Source organism: Oceanobacillus senegalensis, from assembly GCF_900176885.1.
Taxonomy (GTDB): domain Bacteria; phylum Bacillota; class Bacilli; order Bacillales; family Amphibacillaceae; genus Oceanobacillus; species Oceanobacillus senegalensis.
In genome coordinates this window covers 1,689,286-1,713,041 of sequence record NZ_LT839648.1, presented here as the reverse complement: position 1 = coordinate 1,713,041, position 23,756 = coordinate 1,689,286, and the positions used below count along the sequence as shown (strand labels likewise).

Sequence of the window (23,756 nt, the reverse complement as noted above, 5' to 3'; positions counted from 1 at the left end):
GATATGAGTATTTTTAAAGAACCTATTTTAGATGTAGCACAATTAGCCCATCTGGAGATATTATCTCCTAAGCCAGAGGAAAGTGTTGAGTTTTTTACTAGATTTTTAGGAATGAATGTAACAGCAAAATCTGGTCAGTCTGTTTATTTAAAAGCATATGAAGATACTTACCATAATACCTTGAAAATTACGGAATCTAAGGAGGCAGGCTTAGGTCATGCTGCTTGGCGTACGATCTCTCCACAAGCACTAGAGCGACGTGTGGAGTCTGTAAAGGCAACCGGGTTAGGTCGTGGTTGGATTGATGGGGATATTGGGCATGGGCCCGCTTATCAATTTACAACACCGGATGGTCATCCTATGGAATTGCTTTTTGATGTGGAATATTATAAGTCTAAAGAGGGAGAACAGACCAAGCTTTTAAATCGTTCCACAAAACGTCCTGAACGTGGTGTACCTGTTAGACGTTTAGATCATATTAATCTTATGGCATCTAATACGAGTAAAAATATGAAATTTATGGCAGATGCACTGGGATTCCGTGTAAGAGAACAAATTGTAGATAATGGGACTACGATAGCTAGTTGGATGAGTGTATCCAATCTTGTTCATGAGATTGCATTTATGCCTGAACCAAATCAGATTCCTGGAAAATTACATCATTTATGCTACTGGTATGGGATACCACAAAATTTATATGATATCGCTGATTTATTAAAAGATAATGATGTATTTATTGAAGTGCCACCAAATAAGCATGGAATTAGTCAAGCCTTTTGTATGTATGTTTATGAGCCAGGTGGAAACCGTGTGGAATTATTTGGTGATGCAGGATATCTTATATTAGATCCAACTTGGGAAACGGTTACATGGGAGATGAAAGATGTTCCGGGAAACGGAGATACTTGGATTGGAACTGCATTTCCTGATTCATGGTGGAATCAAGGGACACCGGTAACCGTTCCTGAAGTAGCAAAATCCAAGTAAGCTGCAAAAGTAGACTTCTTTAGTAGATACAACTATATATAGGAATACCCTTATTGAAGCTAGGAGTGAACGCATGATTAAAACGGAAGTTATAGATTTGATCGCGAAGAAGCTATTTGAAGCCGAGAAACAAAAAACCCGTTAATAAATTCGTCGATAGATTTCCGGAACTTGATGAGAGATTAGCATATCAAGTACAAAACCATTTAATGGAGATAAAAAGTAAGGAAGAGAATACCAGGGTAGTAGGTTGGAAACTTGGTTTAACAAGTAAAGCGAAACAAGAAATGATGGGAGTTCACGAACCTTCTTATGGTGTCTTATTAGAAAGCATGAAATTGTGCGAAGGAAAAGCAATTTCCATCTCTCCATTTATTCATGCTAAAGCAGAACCGGAAATTGCATTTATTTTAAACAAAGAGTTGAAGGGGCCACACGTGACAGTTGCAGACGTTTTGGATGCGACTAGATACGTAGCACCAGCCATCGAGATTATTGATAGTCGTTTTTATGGTTTTCAGTTTACACTCCCAGATGCTGTAAGTGATAATTCTTCTTCTTCCAGGTTTATTATTGGAGAACGAGTCTATCGTCCAGAAAATTTAGATTTAGAATTGATGGGAATGGTATATAGCAGGAATGATGAAGTTATTGCAACAGGTGCAAGAGCAGCTGTAATGGGGCACCCAGCTAAGGCAGTAGCTTGGTTAGCAAATAAATTATATAAAGTAGGAAAGTGTATCAAACCAGGAGAAGTTGTCTTAAGCGGTTCTTTATCTGCGGCAATAAAAATAACCTCTGGAGATCAATTTACTGCTAGTTTCGATGGTATTGGCTCTGTGCATACTAAATTTACAGATTAAAGGAGGTAGAAAAATGCCTTTTATACAGGTCAATATTTTAGAAGGAAGATCGGCAGAAAAGAAGGAACGTCTTATTCGGGAAATGACGAGTGTGGCTTCAGAAGTCTTAGAGGCCCCTGAACAGAGTGTTCGTGTAATGATTAACGAATTAAAACCGGAACATTGGGGAATTGCCGGTGAATCGGTAAAAAAGCGGAGGGAAGGTTAAAGTGACCAGTATGAAAACAGAAGTGAAGGAAATCGGACTATATATTAACGGGGAGTACGTACCTTCCAGTGATAATGAAACATTCAATGTGACGAATCCAGCTACACAGGAATTAATTGCACGTGTTAGTGAAGCGACAGTTGAGGATGTAGAACGTGCCTGCCAAGTAGCAAGAGAAGCGTTTGAAATTGGGCCGTGGAGAAAAATAACAGTGCAAGAACGTAGTGCAAAACTTCGAAAAATGGCTGATATTATTTTAGAAAGAAAAGAAGATATTGCACGCTATGATGCAATGGATGTAGGTAAACCCTATGAATCTACTGTTGCACATGAAGTTGCTCGTGCTGCAAATAATATACGTTTCTTTGCGGATTTTGTGGAGGAACAAGGTGGAGAAACCTACCCAATGAGGGAAGCGTACATTAACTTTACAAGGTATGAACCAGTAGGTGTTGCGGCATTAATTACACCATGGAATGTCCCATTTATGCTGACAACATGGAAGCTTGGACCTTGCCTTGCAGCAGGAAATACGGCTGTTATTAAGCCAGCAGAAAGTACACCTTTATCTGTTTCCTTACTTGGTGAAATTGCAAAAGAAGCAGGAATTCCTGATGGAGTAGTTAATGTTGTGCAAGGACAGGGTGCTACGGTAGGTAATACATTGACGACACATCCAGAGGTTGATTTAATCTCCTTTACAGGTTCAACAACTACTGGAAAAAGTATCTTAAAAAGCGGAGCAGATACATTGAAAAAGGTTTCTTTTGAGTTAGGTGGAAAGGCAGCAAATATTATTTTTGATGATGCTGATCTTGAAAAAGCAGTTCCAGGTTCTATTCGTGCTGCATTTATGAATTCTGGGCAAGTTTGTCTTGCGGGGTCAAGAATTTTGGTACAGCGCTCCATTTTTGATAATTTTTTAGAAAAGTTTAAAAAAGCTGCAATGGATTTAAAGGTTGGTGATCCGCAAGAAAAGGGCATTGACATGGGACCATTAGTTAGTAAAGTACATTATAATAAAGTTACTAGTTATCTTGATGTTGCAAAGGAAGAAGGTGCAACACTTGTCTGTGGTGGGAAACGACCAGTCCTACCTGACCATGTGAAAAATGGTTATTACCTTGAACCAACCATATATGTCCACAATAATCCAAAATCACGTATTTGTCAGGAGGAAATTTTTGGGCCGGTGGTAACCCTTATTCCATTTGATACAGAAGAGGAGGCGCTTCAAATAGCAAATGATACAGAATATGGATTAAATGGTGTAGTATGGACAGAAAATCTTCAACGAGCACATCGAATTTCATATAATGTTCGAGCAGGCACAATCTGGGTAAACTGCTGGTTCGTCCGTGATCTTCGTGCCCCATTTGGTGGATTTAAGAAGAGTGGTATTGGTAGAGAAGGTGGTCAACATAGTATGGAGTTCTTTACGGAAGTAAAAAATATTTGTATGGCATTGAACTAAGTATGGACGATTCTCCTTAGTAGAAAGGAGAGTTGTTTTTTGAAAAGGTAAAGATGCCTTCTAGCTAATATGAATTTCAGCATCGGTGAAAAGAATAAAGTAGAGACATACCATACGTCTCTACTTTATTCCTTGGCTTGTCTAACTAGCAGCCGCCGTGGTGACCCTTTCCATCATCTTCAATAACTCTTACATCATCTGCGCTCACAAATACTGTATCCGCATTAATTACCCTTGGACGATTGTTATTACGATTGCAACCGTTGTTTCCTCTACCACCATCTTCAACTACAATCACTCTGTTAGCACGAATAAAGACATTATCTTGGTTATTCCCACCATTATCGTTGCCATTTCTATGATAAACACGCATGAAAATCCCTCCTTTCTTTCGTTTGCTACAACATATGTTGCTATACTAAACTTGGCTAGACAGGTATAATTACAATCATTGAAATGTGCGATTCTATTGAATGATGCGCACAAGATTATTAGATTTATGACGGTTCGATTGTTCATTCCTTTAATGAAATGTTCACTATGGTAAAATGAGAGAATGGAGATAGGATATATAGGAGTGGAATAAGGTTGAATAAAAAAGACATTGCAAATATTCGTAAACAATTCAAAGTAAATAATGATTTATTAAAAATCCACGAAATTTTTAATGTGTACATTATGAGAGAGTCAAGTGAGATTTATCATCATCAGAGTCTACCATTTGATTTGTTAGAAGAGGAACAAAAGGAACTATTTTTGGCGAATTTTAAGAAAGTATTGTCAGGCCAGTTAGACCAAAAATTATTTGAATTAAAATTTCAACGTGATGTAGAAGATAATAGTCAGCTCATTCTACACCAAGGTCTATTAAGTAATGATACAGAAGAATGGAAAGCACATATGCTTCTCCTTGTAGAAAAAATGTTGAAGGATAAGCAATATGAAATGGACATTGTTATTACTTTTATCCGGGGAGAATATATGAAACCTATGAAACGCCGTAGTGAGGAATCGGAAGAAAGTGATAGAGATACAGTCTATTCAAATTCCTTTATTTTATGTAGTATGAATAAAACGCAAGATCCGAAAAAGGAATTACTTTTTGACTATGTGGAAAAGGAGTTTAAGTATAATTTTGTCGTAGATCCAATTATTAATCTGAAGTCACCAATTTCCGGATTTTTATTTCCTTGCTTCACAGATAATGCAGCAGATGTTAATCATGTCCTTTATTCGGCGGGAAAAGCGAATGAACCGAATTACCATTTCATAGAAGAAGTGTTAAATGCCGAAGAAATGATGACTGCCCAAGAAGATAAAATTGTTTTTGAGGAAATTGTTAGAAAAGTAACTGGAGACCGCATCAATACGTCCACCCTTTCGAACGTTTACGAAGAGATTCATCAAGTAATAGAAGAGAATGAAGAAGAGGAGGAAGAAATACCGAAATTAGACTATAAGGATGTAGAAAAAGTATTAAAGAGTAGCGGGGTAGAGGATGTTAATAAAGAAAAAGTAGAAGAGGCTTTTAAGACGGTGATTGATGATGAAACATATGAGTTTAAAGCGAATAACATCGTTCCGAAATATACGACAAAATCCATTAAAATCAAGACAAAAGTAGCGGATATTTCCATTAGTCCACAAGACTTGAGATATGTACGTCAAATTCAATTTAACGGAAAGCTTAGTTTAATGATTGAAGTGGATGAAAATACAGTAATTGAGGGATTTGAAATGATTCCAGAAGTATTATTTCATCAAGCCAAAGAGGAAGAAGAATAACTCATGTATAAATAGACAGGGAGCTATAAGCTAGTAACCCTGTCTATTTTTTTGAGCTATAAAAGGATAAAACGAGAGTGGAATTTATTGAATACTAGATTTTTATGGAAATTTAAATTCTCCCTGAACCTATAAGCTTTCACTTTCCAATATGGTAGTGATATAATACTGCTAGGTTTTCATGTAGTTGAGAATCTCGGTACTTTTTAAGAGGGGACAGACTTATGTATTGTGTGAAAAAAGTATTAAATAACAATGTGATAATTGCTGAGGATAATAGAGACGAAGAGGTTATCCTGATAGGAAAAGGAATCGGATTTAACCGTAAAAAAGACGAATATATTCCTGGTAACATGGTTGAAAAATTATTTGTTCTTCGTAGTCAAAAGGAACGTCAAAGTTATATGAAATTACTTCCGCAGATTGATGAAAATTTATTAAAAACCATTATCGATTCCATCGCAATCATACGGAATAAATCAAATTCTATCTTAAATGAAAAAGTACATGTTGCATTAACAGACCATATTCTTTTTGCGGTAAATAGATTGATGAAAGGAATGGAGATAAAAAATCCTTTCTTGGTGGAAACGAAAGCGCTTTATCCTGCCGAGTATGAGATTGCTGAAGAGGTAGTTGATTTTATTAACCACTCGTTAGTTATACATTTGCCAAAAGGGGAAATTGGTTTTATTGCACTTCATATTCACAGTGCCATTTCCGATCGAACCATCTCAGATATTAATAAATATTCCAATTTAATAACGCAATTAATCAAGATTATTGAAAATCAGCTGCAAATAGAGATTACAAAGGACAGTGTTAATTATATTCGATTAATTCGACATTTACGCTATACAATTGAACGCGTGTTGAATGATGAATATGTGGAGGAACCAATAAAAATTAGAAATCTCTTGAAAGAAGAATATCCAGTATGCTATAATCTTTCCTGGAAATTGATTAAAATTATGCAGCAAACAATGAAAAAAGATGTATATGATGCGGAAGCGGTTTATTTAACCATGCATTTACAACGTCTAACAAATAAATATGAATCATAATTTACCTACGTGTAACTGATTCGATCAGGCATGAGTGGAGAAAAACGTTAAGAAGATAATTCAGGATGTTCCTAATTATTCTTTTTAATGCTCTCTACTCATGCCTTTTTTAATTGTTTCATGCTTGTTGCATATAAATTGAGGGGGATGTAGATGTTTAAGCGGATATTTGGTGTCTTACAAAAAATTGGTAAGGCATTAATGTTACCGGTAGCATTGTTGCCTGCAGCAGGTCTTTTGCTTGGGTTGGGTAATGCGGTCCAGCAGGATACGATGCTCAACTATCTTCCATTTTTAAGTGCTGAATGGGTTCAGCTAATTGCGATGGTAATGGAAGATGCGGGTAATATTATATTCAGTAATTTGGCATTAATCTTTGCCATTGGAGTGGCGATAGGTCTAGCTGGTGATGGAGCAGCTGGATTGGCAGCACTGGTTGGTTATCTCGTATTAAATCAGGTGATGGGATCCTGGTTGGGGGTAACAACAGAAATGGTTGAAAATGATCCTAGTTTTGCAAACGTTTTAGGTATTTCCACACTGCAGACAGGTGTGTTTGGAGGGATTATAGTCGGTTTAATCGCAGCGTTCTGCTATAACCGCTATCATGATATTGAAATGCCGTCATTCTTAGGATTCTTCGCAGGAAAACGATTTGTACCGATTATGACTGCTGCAGTTTCCTTTGTTGCTGGTCTAGTTTTGTTATTTATTTGGCCAACTGTACAAGATGCGATGAACACTGCTTCTTATTGGCTAATTGAAGAAGGAACATATTTAGCAGTATTTTTATTTGGATTTGTTAAGCGTCTGCTTATTCCGTTTGGATTACATCATATTTATCATGCCCCGTTTTGGTATGAATTTGGATCGTATACAACAGCAGCTGGCGAGGTTGTGCGTGGGGATATGACGATTTTCTTTGCACAGTTGAGAGATGGGGTAGAAATTACGGCTGGTAACTTTATGACTGGGGAATACCCAATCATGATGTTTGGTCTGCCAGCAGCGGCATTGGCCATGTATCATGCAGCAAGACCGGAGAGAAAGAAATTAGTTGCAGGATTGCTTGCTTCAGGTGCCTTAACCTCATTTTTAACAGGGATTACGGAGCCACTTGAGTTTTCATTTATGTTTGTTTCACCATTGTTATTCTTCTTGCATGCGGTACTCGATGGATTATCGTTTGTCTTGATGACTTTCTTAGGGGTCAATATTGGATATACATTCTCAGGTGGAGCAATTGATTTTGCCTTATTTGGTTTATTACCAGGACAGGAACCATGGTGGTTAGTCATCCTAGCAGGACTTGTTTTTGCTGTCATTTATTACGTGTTGTTCCGATTCTTTATTAAGAAGTTTAACTTGATGACACCGGGACGAGAAGAAAGTACAGACCAAGGATCTGAAAATACGAAAGATCACGGAAATCTAGCGTATAACGTTCTTCAAGCAATGGGTGGACAAGAAAATATTGCGCATTTGGATGCATGTATTACTCGACTTCGTGTTTCTGTAAACGATATTGGAAACGTGGATAAAGATGGATTAAAGGAACTAGGTGCTGCTGGTGTCCTTGAAGTAGGGGATAATATTCAAGCGATATTTGGACCTCGTTCCGACACCATTAAAAGCCAGATGCAGGATATTATTTCAGGTAAGAAGCCTAGACCTGTAGACGCTCCTGATCAAGAAGGAGTAAAAGAAGCTAATCAAGTTTCAATAAAAGTTAATGATAGCATTCTTTCACCAATGAAAGGAGAAATTATTTCCATTACCGACGTACCAGACGAGGTATTTGCCGGTAAAATGATGGGAGATGGATTTGCTATTCAACCATCTGACGGAATAGTGGTAGCTCCTGTAGATGGAAAAATCATGACGGTCTTTCCAACGAAACATGCTATTGGAATTCAATCAGAAGGTGGAAAAGAAATTCTTATTCATGTTGGACTAGACACCGTAAATTTACAAGGGGAAGGGTTTGAAATGCTTATTAATGAAGGCGATACAATAAAGGCTGGCCAACCTTTATTAAAAGCAGATTTAGCATTTATTGAGCAAAACGCTAAATCAACGATAACTCCAATTGTTTTTACTAATTTAACAGGTGGACAACCACTATCACTTAAGAAAAAAGGACAAGTTGATATGGGAGATATCATCATGTAAAGAAAAGAAACAACTTTAAGGAAGAGATACTGGCAAATTATTTTCACATAAATCATCCACTAAGGAGAGGTTAAAAAATGTTAGAAAAAGAATTTAAAATTATAGATAAAGCAGGAATTCATGCACGACCAGCAACGACACTAGTACAGTCTGTAACAAATGTATCATCAGAGGTTAATCTGGAGTACAACGAGAAGAAAGTTAATCTAAAATCCATTATGGGTGTTATGTCTCTTGGAATGACACAAGGAGCAAAAGTAAAGGTCATTGTCTCTGGATCAGATGAAAAGGAGACAATGGAAAAAATTACTCAAACATTAAAAGAGCAGGGGTTAGCGGAATGACACAATTTTTAAAAGGTATTGGTGCTTCAGCAGGTATTGTCATTTCAAGGGCATATCGATTAAAAGAACCGGAATTAAACGTGGATAAGAACTCGATAGAAATGGTAGATGAAGAAATTCTACGTTTGGATGGAGCGATTGAGCAGTCAGCATCAGAGCTCGAGAAAATAAAAGTTCACGCCGAAAAAGAACTTGGTGGAGATAAGGCAGCTATTTTTGCTGCCCATCTTCTGATTTTAAATGATCCAGAATTAGTCAATTCCATCAAGGATAAGATTAAAGGTGAAAAAGTAAATGCGGAATTTGCTCTCAAGGAAGTATCAACGATGTTCGTTAGCATGTTTGAAACGATGGATAATGCGTATATGAAAGAACGTGCTGCCGATATAAGAGATGTAACCAAACGTATTCTAAGTCACCTTTTAGGTGTTACAATTGTTTCCCCAAGTATGATTACGGAAGAAGCCATTGTTATTGCTGAGGATTTGACACCGTCAGATACGGCGCAATTAAATAAAAAATATGTAAAAGGTTTTGCGACAGATATCGGTGGACGTACGTCTCATTCAGCAATTATGGCAAGATCATTGGAAATTCCTGCAGTGGTTGGAACGAGAACAGTAACAACTAAAGTGGAACACGGATCAATAATCATTATAGATGGAATCGAGGGAGATGTGATCATCGACCCAACAGAAGAAATGGTTCAACAATATGAAGAGAAAAAAGCTGCCTATGAAGCTCAAAAGGTAGAATGGGCTAAGCTAATTCATGAGCCTACCGTTTCTTCTGATGATTACCATGTAGAACTTGCTGCAAATATTGGTACACCTGAAGATATTGATTCCGTGTCAGAAAATGGTGCAGAAGGTGTAGGATTATACCGTACTGAATTTCTATATATGGGTAAAAGTGACCTCCCTTCAGAAGATGAGCAGTTTGAAGCGTATAAAAAGGTGCTCGAAGGAATGGAAGACAAGCCGGTAGTTGTTCGTACGTTAGATATTGGCGGAGATAAAGAGTTAAGCTATTTGGATTTACCTGAAGAATTAAATCCATTTCTAGGTTTTCGTGCAATTCGATTCTGTTTAGAAAATGAAGACGTATTCCGTCCACAATTACGAGCATTACTACGTGCTAGTGTATATGGGAATTTGAAAATCATGTTTCCGATGATTGCAACATTAGAAGAATTTCGCCAAGCGAAAGCAATCTTGTTAGATGAAAAAGAATTGTTAAAAGCAGATGACATCCCAGTTTCAGAGGATATTGAAATTGGGATGATGGTTGAAATACCATCAACTGCTGTAGCCGCAAAACAATTTGCTAAGGAAGTAGATTTTTTTAGCATTGGAACAAATGATTTAATTCAGTATACAATGGCCGCGGATCGTATGAATGAAAAGGTTTCTTATCTTTATCAACCATACCATCCTGCAATTCTCTCCCTAGTTAATCAGGTAATTGAAGCTGCGCATGGAGAAGGAAAATGGGTAGGAATGTGTGGAGAGATGGCAGGAAATCCGATTGCTATCCCTATTTTACTTGGTCTAGGATTAGATGAATTCAGTATGAGTGCAACTTCCATCCTACCAGCAAGGACACAGATTAGAAATCTTTCTAAGAAGGAACTTCATGCTTATAAGAATCAATTATTAGCAATGGGTACCGTCGAAGAAGTTGTAGCGTTTATTAAAGAAAAAATCAATATTTAATGTTAATGAACAGGGACATTTTCTTTCTTGCGTGAAAAGAAAGAACGTTCCTGTTTTGTATATTCGGGATAGGGGAGTTCTGTATCCTATGAAAGTTGTCTTTGGCTTAACCTCCTATATTGAGGGGAAAGGGGAGAATGATATGGATGAATTTTATAAGGAACTTTAACTTTTCACCAGGATACCAATTCTTCTGGAACAGCCTTGGGTAAATTCATATGCGAATCTTTACTTCTTATATTAAAGTATTGTAATGATCTCTTATAAAGGTAGATACCTGATCAAGAAAAGGATAACTTTAGGGCTGAAATTTACTTTCCTGCAATCGGTCAACCTCCCTATTTAGTGGTTGAATAATGTAATAGAACAAGTTGAAGAAGCTATAAAAACAAAATAAGTATAGGCTCTCAGCCCACCACTGCAGTGATAAAGCGGTGGTGGACTGATACCTATTTTCTTACAATATATAGACTAAATTTGGATAATTCCAATAAATACAGCGATGGCTAGTAAAACTAGACTTATTCCCCACATCCAAAATAGGGAATAGCGCAAGTGGCGACCCATTTCTAAATTTGATAAACCTAAGGCTAGCCATACTGCTGGCGCTAAAGGACTGATAAATGTACCTACAATATTTCCTATGATCATGGAATAAGCTGTTGATAGAGAATCGATACCAAATCCCGTTGCTATTTGTTCTACGATAGGAAATAACGCAAAATAGTAAGCATCTGTACTTAATAATAAATCAAATGGTACTCCTAAAATTCCCACAATTAAATGTAAATAAGGAGCAATCATTGTTGGAAGGATACCTACTATATCATTGGAAATTGCTATCAACATTCCTGATCCATTAAGGATGCCTAGAAACAGGCCTGCAGCTATAATAATCGATGCCATGGTTAATGCATTAGGTGCGTGAGCTCGAATTCTTGCCATCTGTGCCTTAACACTCGGATAATTGATTGGTAGCAAAATACTAACACCAATTATAAAAGCTAAACCTGAGGGAATGATGCCGGAAACAAGAACACCAATCACTGCTATAGCAATAATAGCATTTACCCATAGTAATTTTGGACGATTTAAACTAATTTCATCCTTAGCTGGCTCTATAGTATCATTGGTGACGTTCTCCGTTAATGCATATTCGGTTGTTGCAGCGATTTCTAAAGAACCATACTTTTTAATGATCCGACGCTTTTCCCGCATTCCTAGGAAAACGGCTAGTAATAGCATAATGACAATACCTATCAGTTGAATTGGAATAAGAGGTTGCCATAATTCTGTTACATCCATTTCCAGAACGGAAGCGGTTCGTCCTAAGGGGCCAGCCCATGGGAGCATATTCATAATACTCGCACTTCCAGCTATTAATAAAAGGAGCAAATACGGATTCATTTTCAATCGATTATATACTGGTAGTAGTGCTGGTATTGTTATTAAAAATGTAGAAGCACCTGACCCATCCAATTGAGCAACTATTGCAATTAGAACTGTAACGACACTAACAGTGATGACATTCCCTTTTGTAAGGGCTACCATTTTGTTGATCATAGGATCAAATAGACCGGTATCTTGCAAAATCCCAAAGAAGAGGATTGCAAAAATAAACATAACGGCTACGGAAATGACCGATCCAACACCTTGTTCAAAAAAACTACCAATTTCTGAAAACGTAAATCCTGCTAATAGCGCACCAATTATCGGGGGTAAAACCATTGCAACTATCGGCGTTACCTTTCCACTAATAAGCAATGCTACGATAATGAAAATAATAATAAAACCAATTAAACTTAGACTCATATTTTGTCCCCTTCCTAATTAATTAAAGTTTTTATCTACCAACTAGCATTTGATTTATTTGTTGTATCACATTCTAGTAGAGTAGAAATACATATCTAAATTTTTAGATTACTGAGATAGTAACATGAAGATAGGAAGGGGGGAATAATTATTACATAAGTATAATAATCAGTATATTATTCATTTTGTTCATAAGTTTCACGAAGAATGTATTTACGTTCTGGTCTTCCAACAGTTCCATATATTAATTTTGTTTCAATTTTTTTAATCGACACCAAATATTCTAAATAACGCCGTGCTGTTGAGCGACTAGTTCCAATTTGTTTGCTTAGTTCTGCTGCAGTGGTTCCTTCCATTTTCTTCTCTTCAAATAAACGAGTAATCTTATTTAACGTAATAGAATCTATCCCTTTTGGGTGATTTGTGTTTTTATTAGAATGAGAACTTGAACTTGGGATTTTCTTAAAGTCCTTAAGAGAATCAATCTCTTTCTGATTTAATTCTATGTTCGTATCTAAATGGAATCGGAAATCCTTATACCTTTTCAATGTTTGCTCAAAACGTACATTATCGAATGGTTTGACAATAAAATCAAATATACCTCCACGAAGCGCTCCTTGTATCGTCGTTACTTCTTTCGCAGCTGTGACAATGATAATATCAACCTCATGATAAGCATTACGGATTTGCCAAAAGAGATCTAAACCTTCTACATCTGGTATGTAAATATCTAATAAAATTAAATCGGGGGTATATTTCATTTCTTCGAGATATGTTAATGCTTCTTTTCCGCTATTAACGACTTTTTGTACAGTAAAACCTTTAACATCTTCAACATATTGTCGATTAACATCCGCAACCCTAAAATCATCTTCTATGATGAGTACAGAAAAATCATTATTCATTTTTATCACCTCTAGTCCTTTGGAACACTTATGATGAAACAAGCGCCTCCTAAATCTCCTTCTTCTGAAAAGATTTCTCCACCAATATCATGTAGTACTTTCCTAGACAATGCCAAACCTGTACCCTGGTGTGCCCCGTTTTTTGTGGAAAATCCTTGTTCAAATATATTTATCTCATTCTGTGCTTTGATGCCATTACCGGAATCTTCTATTTCGAAAATAATATCATCACCGATATCTGAAAAGAAAATAGAAACAGCTTTTTTTCTGTTTTTATATTTTTTAATTTCATCGAAGGCGTTTTCAATCACATTTCCCAACGCAGTTAAGAGGGCATCTCTCTGAGCCTCATTCAACTGATACACAAGATGACTATCTAGATGGATAGATAATGATATCCCAAGCTCTTGTGCTTGATTGAATTTCCCTTGTAATAACGCATTTATTAAAGGGTCAGATACTTTTTCTGTTAAAATCTTTAATGTATTACTTTGAAAATTATTTTCTTTTTTTATAAAATCAATTGCTTCTCTTAATTTGTTATTTAGCAATAAACCGAGTATAATATGAAGCTTATTTGAATGCTCATGTGTTTGGGCACGTTGTGCGTTCGCGTATTGTTTAATTCGTAATAATTCTTCAGTCATTTCCTGAAGCTCGCTTTTTTTGCGAAAGGTAAATACCACTCCAGTTATGTTACCTTCCTTATGCATTGGGGTTTGATTGATAAGGACAATATTGTCTCCAAGAATCATTTCTCTGCCATGAAACCTTTCCCTAAAATTATGGAAAGCTGGAAGGAGCTCTTTAATGGAAGTACCAATATAATCCTTCTGTCCATCTTCCCTTGTAATAATCCGTTTTGCGGCTACATTTAATGTTGTAATTTTTCCTTTATGATCAATGGCTATAATCCCTTCATGTGTGGATTGTAAAATAGCTTCGTTCTGTAAATACAAGGAAGATATCTCTTCTGGCTCCATATGAAAAAGTAACTTTTTAATATAGTAGGAAATAAAAATAGCACCAATTATTCCTAGCAGGACAATTAGAACAAGTGTATACCAGATTGATTTACTTTGGTTGTTGATGATTTCCTGTATATTTTCATTCAGAAATCCAACAGACACGACACCGATGATTTCCCCAGCTGAGTATATTGGCACCTTTCCCTGTATGGATAAACCAAGCGTACCTTCTTTTTTCGAAACATAGGACTGTCCATGGAGTAAGGCCCTTTTATTATCTCCTCCTACCATTTTTTCACCAATTCGACTTGAAATTGGATGGGAATACCTTATTCCATCTCTATTCCCGATAACAATAAATTCAGCTCCGGTTTTTTCTTGAATCGGCGTAACAATCCTTTGAATAACGGATGACGGATTACTTAATTCAAAAGCCTCCTTTATTTCTGGTATATGCGCAACCCCTTGCGCTAAATTTAACGCCCGTTTTCCTACTTGCTCTTCAATCGTTTTTGAAATGAATTGATTGAGGAACAATGCAAATATAACAAGAATGGCTACGATTAATAGACTAATAAGTGTAATCATTTTTAGTTTTAAATTAAATTTCACTTTTGGATATAATCCTAATTTCGACTTAGTTCCTAACGTTTTTTCCATTAGATGTGACTCCTCAAAAATTACTAAATATATTATAACATTGCTTCTCTTCCTGTCACGGAAACATATTAGTTTAAGAGAGAAATATGAATACAAAAAAGCTTGGCAGTATAAAAATCCAAGTGTTTTGAACTATTTAAAAATATGAGGCATTCTTTTAACTGTAGAATAAAATAGATTCTTAAATATGAAATAGAGGCCCAAAAGGAATATTTCCTACTTTAGGGAACCTCTAATTATTTTTATATTTTCTAAAAAATGGTTACAATGGGACCAAAGGGATAAGATTGGGGTAATCGTATGTCAACGATGGATGTTTTTAATTTAGATGAAAATATCAAAGAACATAGAAATGAGGCTAACAAAGAGGACTTAGATGTAATCGTAGAAGAATTTAAACGGAGCCACTTTACAAATGTCTTGTCTAAAACAAAGGTATTTTGGGAAAAACATGAAACAGATGTAAGTTTAGAAAGAATTTTATCAATACTTGATGCCACTTGTCATTCACAAATAGGGGAAAATAAGCGGGCGGCAGATATTATCAAGAACATGTATCAGAATTCAGGTGAAAAGTCGATAGATGATTTAATTTTATATGGTAACTTGGCTTTCATGTGTGACTATAAACTTGCTCGAAAAATAATGTCGGATGCTGTGAAACAAATTGAAAAGGAGGAAGCCCCCAACCCTATGCAAGCAGCTCAAGCTTATCTAGTACTAGGAGAGGCGGAAGAAAACTTAGAAAAGTATGTTCGGGCAATAAAGTATTATAAGCAGGGCTTGACCTATTTCCAGAAAGAAAATGAACCAGACAATCAAATGATACTCTTTTTACATTTTAAACTCGGTGCACTGCATTCCTTGATTAATGAAACAGATGAAGCAATTGAGGATTTGCAAAAAACGATTGAACTTGCAGGCGAAAGTCATTCAGAAATAAAAATTAATAGCTTAGTAAGTATTGCAAAGATGTATGGCAGCAAAAATGAATATGAAAAAGCTTTTATTTATTTAGAAGAAGCAATTCCAATGCTAGAAAATTCAACACTTGCTAATAAATTGGTCCATGCAGAGGCTTATACAGAGATGGCGTATAATTATTTTGAACAATCCCGACTTGATGAAGCCATTCCATACTATGAAAAGGCAATTGCCATTCATCGAAAGCTTCCTCCATATTCTGCAAGAGAGCTTGGAATGATTTATATGCAATATGCTTATTGTATGGAGCATAAGGAGCAACCCGACAAAGTGATTGCAGGAAGAAATTATGAAAATGCATTGGAACAGTTGGAAAAATCAAATGATGCCGATGTATTGGAAAGCGCTCTTGCAGATATTATTGCATTTTTTGAAAGTACAGGTAATGCTAAGAAAAAACGTTTCTATGAAAATAAATTTGTAAAGCTAACGAATGAAAAAGCTCATACTCAATAAAGAAGTGATATCACAGTGTTAAGGGAAGGGGTTAGATCTCCCACACTTAATCAGTTGTTAACGAAAACCCAAGGACCTTCATCCGAAGTTCCTTGGGTTTTTAATTTTAAGCATTTAAAACCAAGTATCCTCTCTTTTCTAGGCGGAAATTCTTTTCTTTCTTTCTAATACCTCATCAAAACTTTCAATAAGCTGACCAAAGATTTCATCCCATGACTTGGTTTTTGCAAACGTTCGAGCCACAGTTGAAAAGGAAGCTTGTAATGAACCATTCTCTAATAAAGCAGCTGTTCGTTGTGCAAACTCTTCAACATTCTTTGGCTCACATAAGAAACCAGTTACCCCATCTTCTACTAAATTTTGCACACCACCTGCGTTTGAACCAATGACAGGTAATCCTGATGATAGAGCTTCTAAGACGACATTACCAAACGTTTCTGTTGGTGATGGAAATAAGAAAAGGTCACTTGATGCGTATAACTGTGCTAAAGCTTCTCCTTCCATAAATCCCGTCCAAGTAATATTTGTTTGATGTTGTTCAGACAAGGTACGATACAGGGGACCATCCCCAACCATTACTAAGTGTGTATCTTTTTTGACATGATCTGGTAAAGAATAGAATGTTTCTAAAACAATATGAATATCTTTTTCAGGTGCAATCCGTCCAACGTAAAGGATAATCTTTTGATCATGGATATGGTAATGATTTTTGAATAAGTCTTTCTTTTGTTTAGTAGGTGAGAAAAGTTGGTGGTTAACCCCACGTCCCCATACTTCAATTTCAGGATGGATGTTCAAAGATAGTAACTTTTCTTTTGTACTTAAAGAAGGAACATAAACTTTTTCGAAAGAGCGATGAAACCAATTCATATACCTCCATATCCATTTTTTGAGGAACGTTAAATAATAATATTCGAGGTAGTTGTCAAAATGAGTATGGTAAGAGGCTATCATTGGAATGTCATGTTTTTTTCCATAGTGAAGTCCGTATAATCCGAGGTTAAATGGTGTAGCAATATGAATTAAAGTAGGTTTAAATTCGTCGAGTACTTGTTTAATATGAGTAGGATTGGGGAGGGTGAATCGGCATTCTGGATAAAACAAAAAGGGAATACTAGTTAGTCGTTGAACTGTAGAAACACTTCGAACAACTTCATTTGAAGATGGAACAAATAATCGATATTCCATTCCTTTTTTTTCAAGATAATTGGTATAATGATTCAACGTTAGAGCGACTCCATTGATTTCCGGTACATAAGTGTCAGAAAAGATAGCAATTCGCATTCATACACTCCTCTCTTTATATCCACTTTTGCTATCCTAATGTCAATGTAACAAATGAATTTTGAGACAGTATGGAGTTTATGTAAAAATGAGATTAATGAAATACTTTTTGGATAAGGAACGTGATGTCCCTAATGTGGCGATGTGGTAATATTGGTTTAAAGTGGGGGTGATTGCCATTTCTGTAAATAAGGAAACGTTAATAGTTGATGATTTGATGCAGGAAATTTTGATGAAAAAAAGGAGTCCTGGTTCAAAGCTTCCTTCTGAAAATGAACTTGCTGATAAATACCATGTTCCCAGGTTTACTGCAAGAAATGCATTAAATAAATTGGAGGAGAGGGGATATATTTACTCCAAGCAAGGGAAAGGACGCTTTTTAAACAATGAATCCATCCAAATACAGTTATCATTAACGGGAAAAGTTAGTTTCACTGAAAAAATGGAGAACATGGGTTATGAGCTAAAAACAGAAAATATTTGCTGTGAAAGAATAACTTATGACCCAACTATCTTTCGTATTTTAAATGTTGATGAAAAAGAAGAAGTGTTTCAGATTGGCAGGTTACGCTATATTGATGAAGAACCAATTGCCATTCACTATTCGTTTGTCAGTCGGAGTAAATTTCCGAATATTGTAGTTGATGGCCCTAACATTCTTTCTATGTTTTCCTATTATCGAGAGTATGGAATAAATCAGTTTGCAAGCAACAAAACGTTACTTAGTGTAACTTTTCCAACCTCTGAGGAGCAAGAAATGCTTTCCTCTAAAAGTATGGTACCATTAATTGTAGTTGAGAGTGACTGTATTGATGCGGAAACGGGAAATGTCCTGGAACATACTAAAATAGTATACCGTAGTGATAGATTTAAATATGATATAACAATGGATGCTTAATAAAAAAACAAGTACAAAATTCCGAATAGGAGTTTTGTACTTGTTTTTTTAAGGCAAGATTTACAATTATTTTATAGACTCTTAACACACGGCAACTTGGCGACAAGTTACGATGAATTTGTAAGGGAGGTTACAGTAAAAAATGAAAAGAAGAAAACGAACAGAAATTCTCATTCAAGGTAATCCCGATTTAGCAAAGGATTTTGCTGATGAAATTATACGATATTACCCCTGCCAGGAATTAGTTGCACCTAGATATGGCTTAACAATGATAAAGATGCGGGAAACAGCTAAAAATTCCCTGTTTTATGTTGGTGAGGTTCTTATCACGGAGGCCAAAGTAGAAATTCATGAGCAAATCGGGACAGGAATTGTGGTTGGAATGAACGAGACACTTGCGAAACAGTTAGCCATTATTGATGCAGCATATCAGGCGAATTTGCCAGAGACGAAGAAATGGGAAGGGCGACTCCTGGATGCTGAACAATCCATCATTCAAGAAAAAGCGCAGAAACAGGCGGAGTTATTTGAAACAAAGGTTAACTTTGAAACGATGGATGTTTAAAAGGGAGGTAAGAAAATGCAAATTGATTCTGTACACGATATGCAAGTGGTTTATCGTAAGTTGCTACATAGTATGTCACGACCAGGCACCATTTCATCACTTGAGACTAATGTAGAAAGGTTAAATCACCGCCTTCCATGTAATAGAGCAACTTTTCTGTTGGCATTAACGTTATTCGATGCGGAGGTTACCTTTCATGTTCTGCCAGAAAATCAGTCGGATGTAGCAAAAAAAATCTCGGAATATACATTCGCTCGACATACATCAATGACAGAAGCGGATTATGTCATTGTGTTACAGAGTGCAGAAGAAGATGAAATAACTAGTAAGATGAAACACTGTAAAATTGGAAGCCTCCAAGACCCACAGGAGTCGGCAACATGGCTAATGGAAAGAAAACAAATAGAAGAAGGAAGGAAATGGAACCTTCGAGGGCCAGGGATTAAAGAACAAGTTCAACTTCATGTGGACGTTTCGGAACAATTATGGAGAGCAAGGAAGGAAAGAACGAAGGAATTTCCATTAGGTATCGATATTATTTTTACAGATGACCAAGCTCAAGTGGTCTGTATACCGCGTACCACTTTAGTAAAAGGAGAGGCGGAGTAAATTATGGGATATGTTGCAGTAAAGGGTGGAACCAAAGCCATTGATGCTTCCATTCGGCGTTTGAAATACGAACGTTTGAAGGAACGGGGTACCATCAATGTGGAAACCATTTTATCCACCATGAGACTACATATTGATCAAGTGATGTCAGAGGCTAGTCTCTATTCACCATATTTGGCTGCGCTTGCTATTAAGCAAGCAGAGGGGAGTATGGAGGAAGCGGTCTTCCTTTTGCGCGCTTACCGTTCCACATTACCCAGAATTTATTATAGTCAAACCGTTGAATCGGAGTCTATGTTTGTGGAGCGCCGGATTTCAGCAAGTTTTAAAGACATACCAGGAGGACAAATTCTTGGAGCCACCTATGATTACACCCATCGACTATTGGATTTTAATTTAATAGAAGAAACAAAAGCAGAAATAGATGAATGGTTAAGGGATTACCAGCAGAAATTACAATCTACTAACCCACCAGACGACATTACTTATTTTCCAAAAGTAGTAGAATATTTACGGGAAGAAGGCCTTTTTGAAACTTATGAATTAGACCATACGCCTCCAGATGATATAACCAAAAGAAGTTTACAATTCCCGGCTTCCAGAAGTGAGAGATTACAAGTACTGTCAAGAGGGCAAACCGGTGCTGTAACATCCCTTGGATATGCTTCATTAAGAGGGTATGGCCAAGTTCATCCCACGGTCGGTGAAGTTCGTGTTGGTTCCTTGCCAATTTATATTGCACCATTAAACGAAGATGGAGCAGATAGTGAGGAGGACTATTACATAGGGGAAGTGAAAATGACGGAAGTGGAATCCTTTGTTCCGGTGACGAAAAAAAATGAAAAGAATGAGAATGAACTAGAATTTGAGATTGGCTATGGTATTTGCTATGGACAAAACGAAACAAAGGCGATTGCAATGAGCATTTTGGACCAATGTCTAGAGCATCCAGAGGCCCCACTTCCGACCCATGATGAGGAATTTGTACTGCTACATGTGGATTCGGTGGAGTCGACAGGGTTTATTTCTCATTTAAAGCTGCCACATTATGTCACATTCCAATCCAAACTGGACAGTATACGAAATGTCAAACAAGGGGGAGAGAAAGATGGAAAATAAGCTGCATTTTGCATTTCTAGATGAAAGCTCCAAAAAGGAAATCCGCCGTGCAACCTTAAAAGCAGTTGCTATCCCTGGATATCAGGTTCCATTTGCATCCCGGGAAATGCCGATTGCTAGGGGATGGGGAACGGGTGGCTTACAGCTAACATTATCCCTTATTGGTAAACAGGATGTATTAAAAGTGATTGATCAAGGGGCGGACGAGTCAGTAAATGCGGTTAGTATAAAAAAATTGGTACATTCCACAACAGGAGTAAGGGTAACAGAACGCACAGAGGAAGCAACGGTTATTCAGTCTCGACATCGTATCCCTGAAGTTCCGTTAACCGAAGAACAGATTCTTGTATTGCAGGTACCAATGCCTGAACCGCTAAGAGTGTATGAGGAAAAGGAGTACCTGACAAAAATCCTCCATGCAGAAAATGAATATAGTGGTGCTTGGATGATGCTGTTTGAACAGATTATGAAATACGGAAAAACAGCTACTGACGCAGATCATCCTGTTTATGTGAATGATCGTTATGTCATGGCACCTAGTCCCATTCCAAGGTTTGACAACCATAAAATGCACCAATCCGATGCATTAATTCTATTGGGAGCCGGAAGAGAAAAAAAGATTTACGCGGTACCACCATATACAGACGTAAAGTCTCTTGCTTTTGACGATTATCCATTCGTAATAGAAGACTTTTCTGGCAAGCATTGTCATTTATGTGGAGCAACAGATGTTTTTCTCGATGAATTAATCGACTCTCATACAGGTGAAAGCTTTTATCAGTGTAATGATACAAGCTACTGTATCGAACGTTTAAATGCGGTTGAACGAAAAGAGGTGGAGCATGTTGAAGCATGAACAGCCATTACTATATGTCCAAAACCTTCAGAAAAAGTTTGGTTCAGGATGTGAAAGCTGTAAAGATAGCGAAACCAGGATGTTAACCAAAAACTACTGCGCCCATTGTGGGACAGTGTATGCATGTCGCAATGTCTCTTTTGAAGTATATCCTGGTGAAATTTTAGGAATTGTTGGAGAGAGTGGGAGTGGAAAATCCACGTTGATGCAATGTTTATATTTTGACACAGAGGTAACATCGGGTGAAGTGTATTTCAATGACATGGAGTTAAGGAATCAGAATTTATTTACTTTATCATCCCAGAAAAAGCGTTATATTCGTAACCATAAATATGGAATGGTATATCAAAATCCAGTAAATGGACTGAAAATGAACTTTTCGTCGATTGGCAATATCGCGGAAAAATTAATAGCAGCTGGAAACAGAAATGTTGGTGAGATGGAAACTGTCGGAAAGCGGCTGCTTGGTACGGTACATATTCCCCTTTTTCGCATGAAGGAAGAACCAAAGAATTTTTCTGGGGGAATGCAGCAGCGTGTGCAAATTGCTAAGGCATTATCCAATAACCCGCCAGTATTATTTTTGGATGAAGTAACGACAGGACTTGACCTTTCTGTACAAGCAGCCGTGATTGATTTGATTAAAAAAATTCAAAGAGAGCTCCACATTAGCATGATTGTGGTATCTCATGATTTAGCGGTAATCCGAATGTTGGCCGATCGGACATTGGTGATGTTAAATGGCGAGGTGATTGAAGAAGGATTAACGGATCAAATATTAGAAGACCCAATCCATGCTTATACCCAGCAACTAGTTTATTCATTGTTATAGGAGGCTCGTTTCGTTGTATATCATTCATAATGGAAAAATTGTAACGGAAGAAAAAATTTTAGATGGCTATGCAGTCGTGGTAGAGGGGGAAGTGATTAAGGATATTATCCCAAAAAATATGGTTATTGATGATGAAAGTGTTCAATTGATTGATGCGGGTGGTGGGTATATTTCACCGGGATTTATCGATATTCATTCAGATTATATCGAGTCGATTGTTTCCCCAAGGCCAACCAGCATGATGGACTTTGATATCAGTTTAAGGGAAGCGGAGAAAATATTAATTAGCCACGGTATAACTACCATTTTCCATTCACTTTCTTTTTACCGGGAGGATGTCTTAACACATAAACCGATACGATTTCCGAAAAATGTGCAGAAATTGGTTGATGCTATTGATGCGACCCATCATAGATTGCATTTGATTCGGCATCGGTTGCATGCCAGGTTTGAACTTGACAACATTGATGAGGTAGAAAATCTAATTGATAATATCGAAAAAGATAAGGTCCATTTTTTATCATTTATGGATCATACACCAGGACAGGGCCAATACCGTGATCTTGAAGTATTTCGTGATACACTTCAGGGTTATCGGGATTTAACGGATGACGAGGTTAATGTCGTTATTGCCGAACGAAAAAGCAGGGAATCGCTAACTATTGAAAAAATAAAAGAAGTGGCAAATATTGCAATCGGAAAAGGTATTGCCGTTGCCTCTCATGACGATGACAATATAAAAAAACTAGAATTAGTAAAATCATTTGGGACAACTATAAGTGAATTTCCGATTACATTAGAAGTGGCAAAAAAAGCAAAAGAAGAAGGTTTACAGACAATAGTCGGAGCTCCAAATGTGATGCTTGGAGGTTCGCATTCCGGAAATTTATCCGCAGCAGAAGCTATTCATTGTCAGTGTGCCGATATACTTTGCAGTGATTACTACCCGGCCGCATTATTACATGCTATCTTTACGCTGAACGAAAAATATGGCAATGACCTTCATCAAATGTTTATGATGGTCACATTAAATCCAGCAAGAGCAGTCCGGCTTGATCACGAGCTCGGTTCAATTAAACCAGGCAAGAAGGCAGATATTCTTATTATTGAACAAATGGAGGATGGTTATCCGATGCTCACCATGACCATGGTTAACGGCGAAATCATAACGACAACCAATTATCGTACTAGGTGAA

General features: G+C 36.9%; 23 protein-coding genes. 18 read left to right on the top strand and 5 right to left on the bottom strand.

From position 1 onward, the window contains the following. Positions 1-3: 3 nt before the first annotated feature. The 4 genes from CAO17_RS08155 (at position 4) to CAO17_RS08140 (ending at position 3,532) form a co-directional block, all read left to right on the top strand. Positions 4-987 (top strand): catechol 2,3-dioxygenase, encoded by a 984-nt coding sequence (locus CAO17_RS08155; RefSeq protein WP_085992332.1) that lies wholly within the window; start codon positions 4-6, stop codon positions 985-987. Positions 988-1,103: 116 nt separating this feature from the next. Then, positions 1,104-1,850, top strand: a complete 747-nt coding sequence (locus CAO17_RS08150; protein WP_245831809.1) for a 2-keto-4-pentenoate hydratase — start codon at positions 1,104-1,106, stop codon at positions 1,848-1,850. Positions 1,851-1,863: 13 nt separating this feature from the next. Beyond that, positions 1,864-2,058, top strand: a complete 195-nt coding sequence (locus tag CAO17_RS08145; protein WP_245831807.1) for a 2-hydroxymuconate tautomerase — start codon at positions 1,864-1,866, stop codon at positions 2,056-2,058. Positions 2,059-2,068: 10 nt separating this feature from the next. Further along, the gene (locus tag CAO17_RS08140; RefSeq protein WP_179152019.1) at positions 2,069-3,532 is read left to right on the top strand and encodes an aldehyde dehydrogenase; all 1,464 of its coding nucleotides are present in this window, start codon (positions 2,069-2,071) and stop codon (positions 3,530-3,532) included. A 145-nt stretch (positions 3,533-3,677) separates the two neighbouring features. Here the strand turns inward: CAO17_RS08140 and CAO17_RS08135 are convergent, their stop codons facing one another. Beyond that, entirely contained in the window at positions 3,678-3,905 is a 228-nt protein-coding gene (locus CAO17_RS08135) for a hypothetical protein (protein ID WP_085992329.1), read from the bottom strand. Positions 3,906-4,120: 215 nt separating this feature from the next. Between CAO17_RS08135 and CAO17_RS08130 the strand changes: the two genes are divergently transcribed. From CAO17_RS08130 to CAO17_RS21370, 6 genes are all read left to right on the top strand, one after another. Further along, on the top strand, positions 4,121-5,317 hold the full coding sequence (locus CAO17_RS08130; protein ID WP_085992328.1) for a DUF4317 domain-containing protein: 1,197 nt from the start codon (positions 4,121-4,123) through the stop codon (positions 5,315-5,317). A gap of 224 nt (positions 5,318-5,541) precedes the next feature. Continuing rightward, positions 5,542-6,381 (top strand): glucose PTS transporter transcription antiterminator GlcT, encoded by an 840-nt coding sequence (gene glcT / locus CAO17_RS08125; RefSeq protein ID WP_085992327.1) that lies wholly within the window; start codon positions 5,542-5,544, stop codon positions 6,379-6,381. Positions 6,382-6,534: 153 nt separating this feature from the next. Next, positions 6,535-8,553, top strand: coding sequence for a glucose-specific PTS transporter subunit IIBC (gene ptsG / locus CAO17_RS08120; RefSeq protein WP_085992326.1), 2,019 nt, complete (start codon positions 6,535-6,537; stop codon positions 8,551-8,553). Positions 8,554-8,630: 77 nt separating this feature from the next. Further along, a complete protein-coding gene (locus CAO17_RS08115) occupies positions 8,631-8,897 on the top strand; it encodes a phosphocarrier protein HPr (RefSeq protein ID WP_085992325.1) in 267 nt (88 codons plus the stop codon). Beyond that, positions 8,894-10,612, top strand: a complete 1,719-nt coding sequence (ptsP, locus tag CAO17_RS08110; RefSeq protein WP_085992324.1) for a phosphoenolpyruvate--protein phosphotransferase — start codon at positions 8,894-8,896, stop codon at positions 10,610-10,612. Before CAO17_RS08115 ends, ptsP begins: the two co-directional genes overlap by 4 nt. A gap of 31 nt (positions 10,613-10,643) precedes the next feature. After that, the gene (locus CAO17_RS21370; protein ID WP_218775548.1) at positions 10,644-10,781 is read left to right on the top strand and encodes a hypothetical protein; all 138 of its coding nucleotides are present in this window, start codon (positions 10,644-10,646) and stop codon (positions 10,779-10,781) included. 302 nt (positions 10,782-11,083) lie between these two features. On the opposite strand, the gene CAO17_RS08105 is transcribed toward CAO17_RS21370, so the two are convergent. From CAO17_RS08105 to CAO17_RS08095, 3 genes are all read right to left on the bottom strand, one after another. Next, on the bottom strand, positions 11,084-12,424 hold the full coding sequence (locus CAO17_RS08105; RefSeq protein ID WP_085992323.1) for a CitMHS family transporter: 1,341 nt from the start codon (positions 12,422-12,424) through the stop codon (positions 11,084-11,086). A gap of 176 nt (positions 12,425-12,600) precedes the next feature. After that, positions 12,601-13,329: a response regulator gene (locus CAO17_RS08100; RefSeq protein WP_085994441.1), complete on the bottom strand. Its 729-nt coding sequence runs from the start codon at positions 13,327-13,329 to the stop codon at positions 12,601-12,603. Between the two features lie 11 nt (positions 13,330-13,340). After that, a complete protein-coding gene (locus CAO17_RS08095) occupies positions 13,341-14,957 on the bottom strand; it encodes an ATP-binding protein (RefSeq protein ID WP_085992322.1) in 1,617 nt (538 codons plus the stop codon). A 309-nt stretch (positions 14,958-15,266) separates the two neighbouring features. Here CAO17_RS08095 and CAO17_RS08090 point away from each other — a divergent pair, with 309 nt between their 5' ends. Continuing rightward, positions 15,267-16,397 carry a tetratricopeptide repeat protein gene (locus tag CAO17_RS08090; protein WP_218775547.1) on the top strand — a complete coding sequence of 377 codons (1,131 nt, stop codon included), beginning with the start codon at positions 15,267-15,269 and terminating at the stop codon, positions 16,395-16,397. A gap of 138 nt (positions 16,398-16,535) precedes the next feature. Here CAO17_RS08090 and CAO17_RS08085 read toward each other — a convergent pair whose 3' ends face one another. Beyond that, on the bottom strand, positions 16,536-17,681 hold the full coding sequence (locus CAO17_RS08085; RefSeq protein ID WP_085992320.1) for a glycosyltransferase family 4 protein: 1,146 nt from the start codon (positions 17,679-17,681) through the stop codon (positions 16,536-16,538). A 169-nt stretch (positions 17,682-17,850) separates the two neighbouring features. Here CAO17_RS08085 and CAO17_RS08080 point away from each other — a divergent pair, with 169 nt between their 5' ends. The 7 genes from CAO17_RS08080 to phnM all read left to right on the top strand — a co-directional run bounded on the left by CAO17_RS08080 (position 17,851) and on the right by phnM (position 23,755). Further along, a complete protein-coding gene (locus CAO17_RS08080) occupies positions 17,851-18,579 on the top strand; it encodes a GntR family transcriptional regulator (RefSeq protein WP_342744195.1) in 729 nt (242 codons plus the stop codon). A 142-nt stretch (positions 18,580-18,721) separates the two neighbouring features. Beyond that, positions 18,722-19,144, top strand: a complete 423-nt coding sequence (gene phnG, locus CAO17_RS08075) for a phosphonate C-P lyase system protein PhnG (protein ID WP_085992319.1) — start codon at positions 18,722-18,724, stop codon at positions 19,142-19,144. Between the two features lie 15 nt (positions 19,145-19,159). Beyond that, entirely contained in the window at positions 19,160-19,753 is a 594-nt protein-coding gene (phnH, locus tag CAO17_RS08070; protein WP_085992318.1) for a phosphonate C-P lyase system protein PhnH, read from the top strand. A 3-nt stretch (positions 19,754-19,756) separates the two neighbouring features. Then, on the top strand, positions 19,757-20,872 hold the full coding sequence (locus tag CAO17_RS08065; protein ID WP_085992317.1) for a carbon-phosphorus lyase complex subunit PhnI: 1,116 nt from the start codon (positions 19,757-19,759) through the stop codon (positions 20,870-20,872). Further along, on the top strand, positions 20,862-21,728 hold the full coding sequence (locus CAO17_RS08060) for an alpha-D-ribose 1-methylphosphonate 5-phosphate C-P-lyase PhnJ (protein WP_085992316.1): 867 nt from the start codon (positions 20,862-20,864) through the stop codon (positions 21,726-21,728). Before CAO17_RS08065 ends, CAO17_RS08060 begins: the two co-directional genes overlap by 11 nt. Then, the gene (locus CAO17_RS08055; RefSeq protein WP_085992315.1) at positions 21,715-22,560 is read left to right on the top strand and encodes an ATP-binding cassette domain-containing protein; all 846 of its coding nucleotides are present in this window, start codon (positions 21,715-21,717) and stop codon (positions 22,558-22,560) included. Before CAO17_RS08060 ends, CAO17_RS08055 begins: the two co-directional genes overlap by 14 nt. Before the next feature lie 13 nt (positions 22,561-22,573). Further along, a complete protein-coding gene (phnM, locus tag CAO17_RS08050) occupies positions 22,574-23,755 on the top strand; it encodes a phosphonate metabolism protein PhnM (RefSeq protein WP_085992314.1) in 1,182 nt (393 codons plus the stop codon). Position 23,756: the final 1 nt, after the last annotated feature.